Raw genomic sequence first — 14,318 nt, 5'->3', positions numbered from 1 at the left:
CCAAAGAAATTTTAAATGAGACGGGGGAAATTCTTCTTCGGGATGATATTCAAGCGCCAGGTACCTCCGGGGGGCACTGTGACAAGTTCAACATCCGCACCTTTTTCAGATAAACTTATGATGATAACAACCTTCTTTTTTTGTAACGTATCTCTTGGCACTCAAAGCTTTGGTGCTAATTTCAGTATGCGTAATGATTTGAATGCGAGTCTTTGAATAATGGCTGGATGGAGGAGCCGCCGAGAATGGATGTTTGAACAGCTAAATCAAATTCTTTTTCTTTCCTGCTCTTTAGACTTTGTTTCGGAACAAAAGGTTCAGCAATAAAAAAAGAAATCGTATCATCCGTAATTTATCACGGAGAACCGTCCGTAAAACTCCCGCCTCAAAATAAAGCGTGAAAATAAATTTATTTAGGCGGGAGATAACGGACGCTAACTCTCTGAATCACTTAGGCTAACTCAGTGGGAGAAGAACGGCAGACTAAATTCGCGACATCCTGGGACTGGGGCTGCGATTACTCGTCCCATCGTAAAGAGCTGTGCGTCGAAAGCTCCCACTGAGTGAAGTTTCGTTTTATTGGAAGAAAATGACCCGTGCACCAATCATCTGAAGCGCGGGTCATTATTTTTACTATTAAGATTCTGATTGCTGGGTCATGATGGCACTTTGAACTTGACTTACCGTTGTTTGAGCTGAAGCAATTTCAGTAGAAGCTTGCTTAATCGCTTCTTGAGCCAGTGCTTGATCTGAGGTGCTTTTTTCGATAGCCTGTGTTAACAATTCCTGCGTTAATGTAACAATTGCTTTTGCTTGAGTTAATTGGTTTACATCGATTGGTTGCTGAGCCATTAGAATCTCCCCTTTGTAATAATTATTACTTGTATATCTTGTACATATTAAAAAAATTATAAGCCATCTTAAATCCAATTTTTTCAGCTGTTGTCACATTCGAATGATGTTCAGTTTTATTCTGTAATTATTTGCTTTTCTTTTGTTCCAGCAGGCATTTCCTTTACAATTTCTTTGATGATTTAAAAAAAGCGTATATTTGACCATTATTTTAGCACCATATTATTGAAGGAAAACGAACTAGGAGGATTTTTATGGAAAACAACCAAATGCAAAACGAGCAAATGAATACAAATGCTGTCCCGCCGCAAATGAACCATGGAGGCCATGAAATGTTTGATGTTCACGAGGTATTATCAGGAGCAATTAATACAATGAACACCTTTACAATGCTGAACGAGCATGTCAGGGATCCGGAGCTTCGAGATATTTTAGAACGTCAAAAAGCGTTCATGCAAGAAGAGTATAATATTACGCTAGAATCCTTTAAAACAGGACAAAAGCCTGCACAACCTACACAAACTTATGAAATGAAGCAGGATAATCATTTCACTTATGGGTTAAAAGCTTCGCAGCCGAAAAAGCCAATGCAAGCATCCACTGAAATCAATGATGAAACGATTGCTAACAGCATGTTAAATGCCGTTAAATCAACTGTGCCAGCCAAAGCAGGAGCAGCCCTGGAGGTTACGAATCCCGTAGTTCGCAGAGTGCTTGCAGATTCAGTACCCAATTGTATTGAAATGGCTTATGAAATTTCTCTATATCAAAACAAGCATGGATATTATCAGGTGCCGCAGCTGACACCACAAGACATGATGCAGATGCAGGAAGGGTATGCACCTGCTGCTGTACCATCGCAAAAACCCCCTTTACATTAAAGAACTGGCCCCTCCTTTTTTTGAGGGGCATATTGTTTAGCTGCGATTTTAATCAATTGTCAGCTCAAACAATAATATGACACGACATTTAGAAAGGGAGCTCGACCATATGATAAATGAAGATAAAAAAATAAATGCAAATAGTAAAAATGAACAATTAGAATATTTTCGAAGTGCGGATAGCGAGGATAAAAAGCTTACTACGAATCAAGGTGTGAAAGTATCGGAGGATGAGGAATCTTTAACAGCCGGAGAAAGAGGCCCAACTTTAATGGAAGATTTCCATTTCCGTGAAAAAATGACCCACTTCGATCATGAGCGAATCCCGGAACGTGTTGTGCATGCGCGCGGCTTCTCTGCTCATGGAGAATTCGAGTTATATGAATCGATGAAACCTTATACGAAAGCAAAATTCCTGCAAAATACGAATGTGAAAACACCAGTCTTCACCCGTTTTTCTACGGTTGTCGGTTCACGGGGTTCTAAGGATACCCCCAGAGATGTTAGAGGATTTGCAACGAAATTCTATACAGAAGAAGGAAACTTTGATTTAGTGGCCAATAATTTCCCTGTCTTTTTTATTCAAGACGGTATGAAATTTCCGGATGTTGTCCATGCCATCAAACCTGAGCCGCATAATGAAATGCCGCAAGCAAGCGGTGCACATGATACATTCTGGGATTGGGTTTCACAAAATCAGGAGAGTGCGCATATGGTTATGTGGCTGATGAGTGATCGGGCAATTCCCCGCAGCTTTCGAATGATGGAAGGCTTTGGTGTCCATGCGTTTCGATTTGTGAACGATGAGGGCAAAGCTCATTTTGTTAAGTTTCATTGGAAACCGGTATTAGGGACCCATTCCCTTGTATGGGATGAAGCGGAAAAACTAGGCGGTAAAGATCCTGATTTTAACCGCCGTGATCTGTGGGAATCCATTAATATGGGGAATTATGCAGAGTACGAGTTAGGTGTCCAAATTTTAGAAGAAAAAGATGAATTTAACTTTGATTTTGATATTCTTGATTCCACGAAACTTTGGCCGGAAGAGGATATTCCTGTACGTATTATTGGAAAAATGACCTTAAATCGAAATGTAGATAATGTTTTTGCGGAGAATGAACAAGTTGCTTTTCATGTGGGGAATGTTGTACCTGGAATCGACTTTACGAATGATCCGTTGCTGCAAACACGTTTATTTTCCTACACGGACACCCAGCTGCTTCGTCTTGGCGGTCCAAACTTTCATGAGATACCAATTAATCGCCCTGTTTGTCCGTTTCATAATAATCAACGGGATGGATTTCACAGACAAACAATTAATAAAGGGCAGGTCTCTTATCGAAATAATGCTTTAGCAGGTAATTCACCGCATACAGTAGATGAAAAGAATGGCGGGTTTGCCCACTATCAGGAAAAGGTTGAGGGAAGAAAAATTCAATCCCGGAGTAAAAGCTTTGAAGACCACTTCAGTCAAGCCAAATTATTTTGGAATAGCATGAGTAACGCGGAAAAGCAGCATATTATTGATGGATTTAGTTTTGAAGTTGGAAAAGTACAGTATAAGCCGGTGCAACAAAAGATTGTTGATATGTTTGGGAAAGTGGACCACGGGCTGGCTGCTGCGATTGCGCACAAACTTGATGTGAGCGTACCGCCTGCCAATATTCAAAGCAAGGTAACTAAAACGTCGCCTGCATTAAGTCAGGAGAACACACCAAAGTTGGCAGAAACGCGTAAAACAGCTGTTATTATTTCAGATGGATTTAATGGGGCGGAGGTAAAAAAAGTTATTGAGAATCTGCAAGCAGCCAAGGTTCAAGTTGCGATATTAAGTGACAGACTGGGTTCTATCACGGCCGATGACAACAGTACACTTAAAGCGAAGCATACGTTTCTTACCGATTCATCGGTTGTTTTTGATGCCGTGTATATTGCCGGAGGTATGAAAGCAGATAAAATGTTTGAAAAAAAGGCTAAAATGTTTATGCAGGAAGCATTTGATCATTTCAAACCGATTGCTGTCTCGAACGAAGGGGAACAGTGGTTTAAAGACAAACAATTACCAAGCAAAGCGGGTGTTGTTATCAATAAGCAGCAGCCAGATGATTTTTCCAAGCAATTTATTGATGCAATTGCAGCGCATCGCTTCTGGGACAGAAGTATATCATAAGGAATAAAAAGGGTTCTCTGCATGTGAGAGAGGCCTTTTTTCTTTAATAAGTGGCGTGTAGCTGTGTTGCCACTTTGAACTATAAGGAATAAATATCCTCCAAAAACGATTTGACAGTAGCAAGTTCAAGTCTAGTGCTTGTTGAATCATTTTCCTTAGCTGCCGCAATAAGATTGTTAATACTTTCATGCAATCCCTCATACTCATCCTCGTCACCTATTAATTGGATTTTCCATTTGTGATTTTTGAAAATAGTTTTTAATTCTTCCGCTAGAGTCGTAATTTCATCCCATTTTGGTTCGTCTAAAGATTGTTCCAGCTGATCAATGTGGTCAAAGAAATAATTCCCTCCGACTTGATTTTCGCATCCGGAAAGGACGATGAATAAAAGCGTAAAAATGATTATTTGCTTCTTCATTTCTCATTCTCCTTATTTAATGAATTGTTATCTATAGTTTGTCCGATAATACTAATATATTACGTATTTTAGTAAAGTGAGGGATAGGAGATGCCTGAAATTGTATTGGTACTAATCCGTTCCATAGCTGCTTTCTTTTTATTATTTTTAATGGCGCGGATGATGGGAAAAAAGCAAATTTCACAGCTCACTTTTTTTGATTATTGTGTGGGAATTACTATCGGTTCCATAGCTGCTACGTTGTCAGTGGACCAGAATGTAAAAATTATTAATGGATTAGTGTCACTGACTATTTGGGGGTTTTTCCCGATTATTCTAGCGTACCTTGGGATGAAATCAATTATTTTTTCAAAGATAACAGATGGCAAAGCAACGATATTAATTCGAAATGGCGAGGTATTAGATAAGAATATGAAGAAGAGTCTAGTAACAATTAATGAGCTATTAATGCTATTAAGGGAAAAAGGAACGTTTAAAGTTTCTGATGTAGAAATGGCTGTTTTAGAAACAAATGGTGAGCTGAGTGTTATGTTGAAGAGCAATCAACAGCCAGTTACTGCACAAACATTAGGGGTTCCATTAGAACAGGAGCATGGGCCTGCCATTTTAATTATGGATGGTAAAATAATGAAAAAGAGTTTGGAGAATCTCGGTTACTCGAAGGAATGGTTAATAGGAGAAATCCAAAAGCAAGGAGCTGAAGAGGTAAGAGATGTTTTTTTAGCTCAAATTGATTCTCGCGGCAGCTTGTATGTTGATTTATATGAGGACCAATATACAAAAACGGAGGTAGAAGAAAGACCACTGTTAGCAGCTTCGCTAAAAAAAATACAGGCTGATTTAGAGGGATTTTCACTACAGACAGATGATTCGGAAGCTAAGAAATTATATACTGAGCAAGCAGCTGAGGTTCAAAAAGTGCTGGATACGATCTTGCCTTATTTGAAGTGAAGGAAAAAGAATTTTGATTAAATTATGAATTACTTGTTATACTCTTCTAAGTCGTATAATAATGATTTATCTCTTACATGTTCGTGATAACTTGTCAGTGGAGACTGTAAAGGAGCGGTTAACAATAGAAGGGGGGGAACGGCTAATGTCTATTGCCGAAAAAATAAGAAATGAAGGTATGAAAGAAGAAAAAATAAAAGTAGCTAAAAAGTTACTTCTGTTAAAAATAGATGAAGAACAAATAAAGGAAGCGACAGAACTAACAGCACAAGAAATAGAACAAATTAAGAAAGACCTATAGTCAAGATATGACGAAAAAGACATGGCATTTACTCACAAATATTTAGGAGTAAATGCCATGTTTTTTTATTACACATTAAGAAGTATAAAGAATTCAAGGAATAAAGTATAAGTGCAGTGCTTTGGATGGGGCGAGTAATCGCAGTACTTGCCCCACCTCCAATCCCAACTAAGGCATTCACAAAAGGCTTGTACTCCAGAGTATAAGGGATTCTAAGAAAGCAAAATACGCTTTCAAGACTCCCTTTAACGAATGCCAAGTTTTCTTTAAAGCCGATTCATTTCATTCGTCTATCGCAAATATCTGTAATCTTTCAGTTAAGACTTTTTCTCTCAATATCATTTCTATAATATTTACTTCAATGAATATGCGGATAAAAAGGTTCATATACAGGGTCGCTATAATATGGCGGTCTGATTTTAATCGACGGTGTTTTCCAGCTATAGTTCAAATAATGCATTTCCAGCTTTTCTGCTTTATTTTCTAATAAGCGTTTGACCTTAGGGTAAAATTCAAATTCCAACTTACTGCCTCCTTCTGTAAAAAGTTATGCTGTGTACGGGTGTGTTTTGCACATGCATGCGAAACGAAAGGGCCTAAATGCCATATTGCTTCACATATGCAGCCGCCTAATCATAGCCTATGAAAAGGAGGGGGAGATCGTTATGAAAAACAAAAATAATGACCGGGATCTATCCTTATCGGAGGAAGCGCTGAAACAAATTCGGGCATACCAGCAATGGTTTGAAGAAAATAAAATAGAAGATCCTTATCCGTATTACCCGATATACGGTAAAATTACGCAATACGAAGAGGTGCCTCTTACACAACCGGAGCAACGTCAGCTGATTCAGCCGGGCGTTGAAAAATTAATGGTGCCCAAACCAATTATTGAGAATCCAAACTATAAAGGAAGTGGAAAATTAAAGGGGAAGGTTGCGCTGATAACAGGAGGAGACAGCGGAATGGGCGCAGCGGCAGCAATTGCTTTTGCAAAAGAAGGCGCTGACGTTGCCATTGCCTATTTAAATGAGCACGAGGATGCTAATCGGACCAAAAGAAGAATCGAGGAGCTTTACCAGAAATGCTTATTATTACCAGGAGATTTACGTGAAAAAAAGCAATGCGAACATATAGTTATGGAAACAATCAATCACTTTAATAAATTGGATGTTTTATGTAATCATGTCGGAATTCAATTTCAGCAAAATGACGTGACTGAAATTACCGATGAACAATTTGATCAAACCTTCAAATTGAATATTTATTCGCATTTTTACACTACGAGAGCAGCACTGCCTCATTTAAAAGCGGGAAGCTCCATTATTGGAACGTCCTCAGTGGTTACTTATGCAGGAGAGCCTTTATTAATGGATTATGCAGCTACCAAAGGAGCTATTGTCGGATGGACACGTTCTTTAGCCAAAAACATTGCTAAACGACAGATTCGCGTAAATGCGATTGCCCCGGGACGAATTTGGACACCGCTTATTCCGGCAAGCTTTTCTGCAGATGAAAATGCCTTGACTGGAGGGAATTTATTTGGCAGGATGGCTCAGCCTTTTGAAGTAGCGCCGACCTTTGTTTACCTGGCATCAGATGATTCCAGGCATGTCACTGGTCAAGTGCTGCATGTAGACGGAGGAGAATCCACCAATTCCTAAGCGTGGTGTATATAGAAGGAAGATATTAAAAATAAATTTAATAGATATTGCGGTTTCGGATAATTTTTTCTTGAAAAATGGAAAAACATAATCAAATCCCGAGTACTTTAAAATGGTAAAGGTCATGTAATCTCCAAAGTCTATGAACAATCACTTCAAATTAATGGGGACATGAAATCTGTTTAGATAAGAGCTCAAATAAGCTTACATTCTAATTCATGAAGCCATCAAACATTAAATGAGGCTTCATGAATATTCATTATTGATTTCCTTTACCGCCCCAATCGTCCCGCTGAGGATGTTCAAATGGTTTATCTTGTTGCTGTTCATCTTGTGAAGTACCACATCCAGACACCATTCCCACAGAAAGGATGCAAGTAATTATACATAAAGTCAGCTTTTTGAATTTCATTACTGTCACCTCATTTCAATGATAGATCTCCCATCTTAATGATTTCCTTTTTCTCTAATCTTATGCTTATAAAAAGACTTATAAAAATATCATGGAGAACCGCCCGTAAAACTCCCGCCTCCAAATAAAGAGAGAAAATAAATTTATTTAGGCGGGGGGTAACAGGCGCTAACTCCAACTGAATGAAATTTCATTTTATGATTTTCGTCCAGCCCTTTGTGTTCAGAAAACGATATTTTAATGAATGTGTACAATCTAACCAATGAAAAAGAACATAAATTATTTTATATCTACATGAAAGGAGTGTTATTTATAACATGAAACAGACGTTGTTCTGAAAAGTCCATTCCACTTCCAATTAAGTAAGGGAAGAGGATTAAAGAATGTTGCTCCGATATATAGCAATAATGACTCTAAATACTGGGACAAACACTATGGTATAACTGCTGCATAAGAGGGGATACAGTCTAACCATGGCAAGTAAAGTTACAGCCGAATGGGGATCATTCAATCTTGGGAATACGTCGGAATTTCATGCGTAGAAGCGCAAATAGCAAATTCCTTGCAAAGCAGTACCCAAATGGGGAGGACAGCCCGTCTGGGTCTTGACTCTAAAAGGAATAAATGAGGAGGGATATCAGCTGTAAGCAAGGAGCAGTTGATTTCTCAATTTATGTTGTGGGTTTTCCTAGTACTAAAAAGGCGACCCCAAAAACATTATGGAAAGGAATGAACAAGCTTGGCTAATTTAACAGAACGGCAAAGAAGGTTGGTAAATTTGTTAAACCAGTTATCACAAAATTTAATTACGGCCAATAGTGCCAATGATAGCAATAATGATAGCACACTAAGTAATAATTTCTCTCTGAATTTACCAGGATTTAGTCTGGATTCTAATAATAATTTAAATTTGGGTTTTGGTAACTGGGGAGGAGGAAAACCGACCCCGCCCAGCACTCCAACGAATATTAGAGAAGTCCTGATGGGATTAGTAAACGAACAAGTGCAGGTTACTACTCCTTTTGACACAATATCTGGAACATTGCTTTCTGTCCAAGATGATTATGTTGTAATTATTGAAGCTTCTGGTGCACAAGCGCTGGTTCGAATTGAAAAAATTGAATTTGTCAGTAATTCGTAAAGGAGGAGTTTAAATGTTTCAAGCGACGTTTGCTGCTGAATTGGCTAATCGAATTGGGTCAAGAGTCGAAGTAGCTACGGATAATAATTTGATCGAAGGTATTCTTTCCACAGTTACTGCAGATTTAGCCCTGGTTATCGATGTGACAAGCGGTTATGGAGATAATGTCAAAATATATATTTCAGTAGATGCAATCAACTTCGTCCGTTTTCTTGTAGCGGCGTAAAAGATTATTTCACGAAGAATTATTGGTGGAATTTCCACTGAATAAAGTTTTTGTTTGATGAGCTTCCTATTTTAGGAGTATAGAGGGATAAAAAATACCCTGGCTTGCTTGACAGCCGGGGTATTCTATTCCGCTTCATTACTCCATGATATCTGAAAAATTTATTTGGCATCAATTGTTATTTGATATGATGTCATGCGTCAATTCAACCTATACTGTTGTTCAATATATTATTTTAATAAAACTGAAATTCGGAGGTTTTTTTATGGTCAACCAGCCACATGGCGGAAGGTTAGTCTGCCGGGAGTTAACAGGAAAGAAAAGGGAGGAAGCAATCAGAAATGCGGAAAGTCTTCCATCCATGACGGTGAATTCCTGGGTGCTATCTGATATAGAGTTGATTGGAACAGGAGGATTTAGTCCGCTGACCGGATTTATGGGGCAGGCTGATTATGAAAATGTTGTTGCGCATACGCGTCTTGCAGACGGCACAATTTGGAGTATTCCGATTACATTGCCGACAACCGAAGAGGAGGCTAGCCTTTTTAATATTGGTGAACAAATTGCTCTTAAAGGAAAGGATGGCATCATTTATGGAACCATCACCTTGGAGGAGAAGTATGCTTACGATAAAAATAAGGAAGCGCTCCATATCTATGGTACAACGGATGCAGCACATCCAGGGGTGAAGAAAGTGTATGAAAAAGAAGCAGTTTATCTTGGCGGACCGATTACATTGCTTCAGCGTCCGGATCACAGCCAATTTGCAGCGTATTATATGGATCCATCCGAAACACGGCAAATGTTTGCAGATTTAGGCTGGAAAACAATTGTTGGATTCCAGACACGTAATCCGGTGCACCGCGCCCATGAATATATTCAAAAGACTGCCCTTGAAGCAGTAGATGGGCTGTTGTTGAACCCGCTTGTCGGCGAAACCAAGTCGGATGATATTCCGGCTGATGTCCGGATGGAAAGCTACGAAGTGATTTTGAAAAATTACTATGTGAAAGACCGTGTACGCCTCGTTATCTATCCAGCCGCTATGCGTTATGCAGGGCCGAAAGAAGCGATTTTGCATGCCATTGTCCGCAAAAATTACGGCTGCACGCACTTCATTGTAGGGCGTGACCATGCTGGTGTTGGTGATTATTACGGAACGTACGATGCGCAACTGCTGATGGCACAATATGAAGAAGAACTCGGTATTCAGATTTTTCCATTTGAGCATGCGTTTTACTGTAAGGTCTGTGAAAATATGGCATCTGGAAAAACATGCCCGCACGGCAAGGAAAATCATGTCCATTTAAGCGGTACAAAGGTGCGCGAAATGCTCCGTCATGGCAAACGTCCACCAAAAGAGTTTTCACGTCCGGAGGTTGCCAATGTACTAATTAAAGGAATGGAGCGAAAACAATAAATCATGTTCAAAAATACGCTTTTTGAACATGTATGAAAAGAGGGTCTGATACCCAATGACATTGGAAATGATGTTTGTTCTGATTATACTTCTGACCATGTTTGCTGCAATGGTTTTCGAAGTTGCCCGGCCAGACATGGTTATTTTTTCCGTGCTGGTTATATTGATGCTATCCGGCATATTGACAGCTGAGGAAGCATTGAGCGGCTTTTCCAATGAAGGAATGCTGACCATTGCGTTATTATTCATTGTTGCGGGTGTGATACAGAAATCCGGTTTAATCCATCAAATGATGGAAAAATGGCTGCAAAACAGCCGCAGTCGCAGAGGTTCAATGATGCGATTTTTCGTGCCGACATCTGCCTTTTCGGCTTTTTTAAATAATACACCGATTGTGGTGACTCTTACCCCCATTATTAAAAAGTGGTGTGAAGATCGCGGAATCGCTCCATCTAAGTTTTTGATTCCATTGTCATATGCCACCATACTGGGCGGGATGATAACGTTAATGGGAACATCTACCAATCTTGTTATTCATGGTCTGCTGCTAGATTTTGGGCTGGAGGGGTTTTCGTTATTTACCTTAGCAGCCGTTGGTATTCCAGTCACATTGGTCGGGCTCATTTATTTATTTTCAATCGGATATAAATTGCTGCCGGATAACAAAGGCTTCAGCCAGAGACTGAAGGAAGAACCGAAGGAATATATTGCGGAAATGAAGGTAACAGAAGCTTTCGGGAATCCTGGCAAGCGTGTGGAGCAAGCCGGCCTGCGAGATTTAGAAGGGCTTTATCTGATTGAGATTATCCGCGGGAAGGAACGGATTTCACCGGTCAGGTCAACAACGGTTATTCAAGTAGGGGACCGCCTGATTTTTACCGGTTTGATTTCAACCATTGCTGACTTGCAAAAGATAAAAGGCTTGGAGCTGGAAACAGGGACGAATATTGATCTTGATGATTTGAGGGATGGAACAATCAATTTAGTGGAAGCCGTTGTGTCAGATCAGTCATCCCTTTTATCCAAGTCCATTAAACAGTCACAGTTTCGTTCACGGTATGATGCAGGGGTCATTGCAGTACATCGGAATAATGAACGGATTAAGAGCAAAATCGGGGATATCGTATTAAAGCCCGGAGATTCCTTGTTATTTTTGACTGGAACGGATTTTGTTGAAAAATACCAGCGGTCGAATGATTTTTTTGTTGTATCTTCGTTGGATACATCAGCAGTTCTGAAACTGAGTACGAAAAAAGGCTGGTTTTCCATTATCATGCTGCTGGGGATGATTGGGACAGTGACACTTGGGTGGCTCAGTATGTTTAAAGCAATGGCAGTAGCCGTATTGGTTTTTTTGGCTGCGAGAATTATTACCCCTCAAGAGGCTAAAAAATATGTTCATTTCAATGTTTTACTGTTGATTGCCAGTTCATTCGGTATTGGTGCAGCGATGAGAAAAACGGGGCTGGCAGAATGGATTGCAGATGTCTTATTGGATGTTGGGAAGCCTTTGGGGCTGCTGATTATTTTATTTATGATCTATTTCTTGACGAATTTGTTTACAGAAATGGTAAGCAATAGCACAGCGGCTGTTATCATGTTTCCGATTGGAATGGAAATGGCTCATACACTTCATGTCGATCCAACGGGGATAGCTGTTCTTATAGCGATAGCTGCCTCAGCAAGTTTTGTTACACCAATCGGTTATCAAACAAATTTGATTGTATATGGCCCTGGCGGATATACGTTTACAGATTACGTAAAAGCAGGACTTCCGCTAAGTCTAATTGTTATGGTGACGTCTGTTTTGATTATTTATCAACAATGGTTTTAGGAGGAATTATTTATGCCTGAATCAGAAAATATAAAATGGCATCATTCGAAAGTAACAAAAGAACATCGGAGAAATTTGAATAACCATAAAAGTGCTGTCATATGGTTCACCGGGCTATCCGGTTCCGGCAAATCGACTATTTCAGTTGAACTGGAAAAAGAATTGCATCACTTAGGCGTCCGGACTTATCATTTGGACGGAGATAACATTCGCCATGGGTTGAATAAAGACCTTGGCTTTGGTCCGGACGATCGTAAAGAAAACATCCGCCGCATCGGGGAAGTATCCAAGCTGATGGCAGATGCCGGATTGCTTGTATTGACAGCATTTATTTCACCGTATCGCGCAGATCGTGATGAGGTACGTAACCTGATGGAACAGGGGGAATTTATTGAGGTATTTGTAGATGCAAGTATCGAAACATGTAAATCACGTGATCCCAAAGGACTTTATAAAAAAGTACGCGCTGGTAAGCTTAAAGGGTTTACTGGAATCGATGCACCTTATGAAGCTCCGGGGAAGCCGGAAATTACAGTGAATACGGATGTAGAGAGTGTAGAGGAATCGGTGCAGACAATCATTTCCTATTTGAGAATGAAAGGATACCTCATCAGTGATTCATGTAAATAAAAAATCACGCTGGATATATCACCGGAAATCAGCGGTCTTCTAAACAATCTAATAGTCTTGTTAATCTAGCTGCTTAACCTCGCTAATCTTCCAGCATTTTAATAGGATGGTTCGTCATATGCAAATGGTCATCATCTAATGAAAGGCTCTAATTATATAGACAGCAAATTTGGACCCGCAGCAGCTGCCTCTTTTATCTTTATTTAAACGTCTATCATGTACAGTCTACTAGTTTTTTCATAAATTGATTTAGAACCTATTTGAATGTAATGATGCCAGTTACTAAGCAGGGAATAAACGAACGTTGAAACCTGTTTTAGGGAAATTCCTGTCATCGAAATCATCAGTGGTGTTCGAATATATCTATTATCCTGATGATAAAAATAATAGGCATTATTCCTGGAGGAGTGTTTAAATGTGTTTCAAAATACAACGATATTGATTACCGGAGGAACCGGTTCCTGGGGACATGAACTAGTCAAAAAGCTGCTTTCCTTTCAACCGAAGGAAATAAGGATTTTTTCCCGTAATGAATTTGCTCAGGTGAAAATGAAAAGAGAATTCCTGGATAATCCTTGCTTAAAATTTGTGATTGGAGATGTAAGAGATTTTGAAGCGGTAAACGAAGCAGCAAAAAATGTGGACTATCTATTCCATCTTTCCGCACTAAAGCATGTACCAATATGTGAAGAACAGCCTTTAGAAGCGTTAAAAACCAATGTAAACGGAACGGAGAATATCATCAAAGCAAGTTTAAACCAAAAGGTGAAGAAAGTCATTGACGTTTCCACAGATAAAGCAGTGGAACCAGTTAACTTTTATGGACTGACAAAAGCAATCGGGGAAAAATTAATCATTCAGGCTGACCAATTAAGCAATCATACGCGCTTTGTCTGTATCCGCGGAGGCAATGTTATTGGGACAAATGGCAGTGCGATTCCGTTTTTTAAAGAACAGATTGTCAAGTATCATTCCGTGCCGCTTACATCCAGAGAAATGACGCGTTTTTTCCTGACGGTTTCGCAAGCCATTGATTTACTGATATATGCTTCCGAAAAAGCCGTTGGCGGGGAAATATTTGTTATGAAAATGAAAGCATGTGAGATTGTCGATTTAATTGGTGTTCTGGAAAAACACTTTGCTGAGAAAGCAATTCACATGAAGGAAATCGGCATTCGGCCAGGTGAGAAAATTCATGAGGTATTAGTGTCAAATTCGGAATCCCGGAATGCTTATAAATATGATGAAAATTACTATGTTATTTTGCCAGACAATGCTTCCGAAGAGGTGAAGAAAAGGTATGACGGCTTACCAAAGGCTGGCTTCACCCGATACCAATCGGATGATGAATTAATGTCATTCAGTGAAATTGAACAAATTCTTATCAAGGCAAATGTTATTACAGTGTAAGCTTTTTT

16 protein-coding genes are annotated in these 14,318 nt (G+C 39.5%); 12 read left to right on the top strand and 4 right to left on the bottom strand.

Translation table 11 applies throughout. The annotated features are described in order from the left end of the window. Positions 1-15 precede the first annotated feature (15 nt). Positions 16-216: a DUF3231 family protein gene (locus tag ACZSMY_RS06505; protein ID WP_354005206.1), complete on the top strand. Its 201-nt coding sequence runs from the start codon at positions 16-18 to the stop codon at positions 214-216. A 420-nt stretch (positions 217-636) separates the two neighbouring features. Here the strand turns inward: ACZSMY_RS06505 and ACZSMY_RS06500 are convergent, their stop codons facing one another. Further along, the gene (locus ACZSMY_RS06500) at positions 637-852 is read right to left on the bottom strand and encodes a hypothetical protein (RefSeq protein ID WP_193064078.1); all 216 of its coding nucleotides are present in this window, start codon (positions 850-852) and stop codon (positions 637-639) included. 254 nt (positions 853-1,106) lie between these two features. On the opposite strand from ACZSMY_RS06500, the gene ACZSMY_RS06495 reads away from it, so the two are divergent. Both ACZSMY_RS06495 and ACZSMY_RS06490 read left to right on the top strand, forming a co-directional pair. Further along, a complete protein-coding gene (locus ACZSMY_RS06495; protein ID WP_193064077.1) occupies positions 1,107-1,733 on the top strand; it encodes a spore coat protein in 627 nt (208 codons plus the stop codon). Positions 1,734-1,842: 109 nt separating this feature from the next. Further along, positions 1,843-3,903 (top strand): catalase, encoded by a 2,061-nt coding sequence (locus ACZSMY_RS06490; RefSeq protein ID WP_256706153.1) that lies wholly within the window; start codon positions 1,843-1,845, stop codon positions 3,901-3,903. 79 nt (positions 3,904-3,982) lie between these two features. Here ACZSMY_RS06490 and ACZSMY_RS06485 read toward each other — a convergent pair whose 3' ends face one another. Then, positions 3,983-4,321, bottom strand: a complete 339-nt coding sequence (locus tag ACZSMY_RS06485) for a DUF4363 family protein (protein ID WP_256706156.1) — start codon at positions 4,319-4,321, stop codon at positions 3,983-3,985. A 90-nt stretch (positions 4,322-4,411) separates the two neighbouring features. Between ACZSMY_RS06485 and ACZSMY_RS06480 the strand changes: the two genes are divergently transcribed. Together ACZSMY_RS06480 and ACZSMY_RS06475 are read left to right on the top strand one after the other, a co-directional pair. Next, positions 4,412-5,272 (top strand): DUF421 domain-containing protein, encoded by an 861-nt coding sequence (locus ACZSMY_RS06480; RefSeq protein ID WP_256706157.1) that lies wholly within the window; start codon positions 4,412-4,414, stop codon positions 5,270-5,272. Between the two features lie 145 nt (positions 5,273-5,417). Then, positions 5,418-5,573, top strand: coding sequence for a hypothetical protein (locus ACZSMY_RS06475; protein ID WP_256706158.1), 156 nt, complete (start codon positions 5,418-5,420; stop codon positions 5,571-5,573). A gap of 358 nt (positions 5,574-5,931) precedes the next feature. Here ACZSMY_RS06475 and ACZSMY_RS06470 read toward each other — a convergent pair whose 3' ends face one another. Continuing rightward, positions 5,932-6,096, bottom strand: coding sequence for a hypothetical protein (locus ACZSMY_RS06470; protein WP_256706159.1), 165 nt, complete (start codon positions 6,094-6,096; stop codon positions 5,932-5,934). A gap of 142 nt (positions 6,097-6,238) precedes the next feature. Between ACZSMY_RS06470 and ACZSMY_RS06465 the strand changes: the two genes are divergently transcribed. Then, positions 6,239-7,237 carry an SDR family oxidoreductase gene (locus tag ACZSMY_RS06465; protein ID WP_256706160.1) on the top strand — a complete coding sequence of 333 codons (999 nt, stop codon included), beginning with the start codon at positions 6,239-6,241 and terminating at the stop codon, positions 7,235-7,237. A gap of 259 nt (positions 7,238-7,496) precedes the next feature. On the opposite strand, the gene ACZSMY_RS06460 is transcribed toward ACZSMY_RS06465, so the two are convergent. Further along, positions 7,497-7,649 (bottom strand): hypothetical protein, encoded by a 153-nt coding sequence (locus ACZSMY_RS06460; protein ID WP_256706161.1) that lies wholly within the window; start codon positions 7,647-7,649, stop codon positions 7,497-7,499. A 739-nt stretch (positions 7,650-8,388) separates the two neighbouring features. Between ACZSMY_RS06460 and ACZSMY_RS06455 the strand changes: the two genes are divergently transcribed. The 6 genes from ACZSMY_RS06455 (at position 8,389) to ACZSMY_RS06430 (ending at position 14,310) form a co-directional block, all read left to right on the top strand. After that, positions 8,389-8,790, top strand: a complete 402-nt coding sequence (locus tag ACZSMY_RS06455) for a DUF2642 domain-containing protein (protein ID WP_256706162.1) — start codon at positions 8,389-8,391, stop codon at positions 8,788-8,790. Positions 8,791-8,803: 13 nt separating this feature from the next. Continuing rightward, entirely contained in the window at positions 8,804-9,016 is a 213-nt protein-coding gene (locus ACZSMY_RS06450; protein ID WP_193064074.1) for a hypothetical protein, read from the top strand. A 265-nt stretch (positions 9,017-9,281) separates the two neighbouring features. After that, the gene (gene sat, locus ACZSMY_RS06445; protein ID WP_465147576.1) at positions 9,282-10,436 is read left to right on the top strand and encodes a sulfate adenylyltransferase; all 1,155 of its coding nucleotides are present in this window, start codon (positions 9,282-9,284) and stop codon (positions 10,434-10,436) included. A 55-nt stretch (positions 10,437-10,491) separates the two neighbouring features. Further along, on the top strand, positions 10,492-12,270 hold the full coding sequence (locus ACZSMY_RS06440) for an SLC13 family permease (protein WP_256706164.1): 1,779 nt from the start codon (positions 10,492-10,494) through the stop codon (positions 12,268-12,270). Between the two features lie 12 nt (positions 12,271-12,282). Then, positions 12,283-12,900 carry an adenylyl-sulfate kinase gene (cysC, locus tag ACZSMY_RS06435; protein WP_465147575.1) on the top strand — a complete coding sequence of 206 codons (618 nt, stop codon included), beginning with the start codon at positions 12,283-12,285 and terminating at the stop codon, positions 12,898-12,900. Between the two features lie 417 nt (positions 12,901-13,317). Beyond that, positions 13,318-14,310, top strand: coding sequence for a polysaccharide biosynthesis protein (locus ACZSMY_RS06430; protein WP_193064070.1), 993 nt, complete (start codon positions 13,318-13,320; stop codon positions 14,308-14,310). Positions 14,311-14,318: the final 8 nt, after the last annotated feature.

Source organism: Oceanobacillus sp. B139/18 (assembly GCF_055524595.1).
Note: the sequence above shows the minus strand (reverse complement) of the source record. Positions and strands in the feature narration are given on the sequence as shown.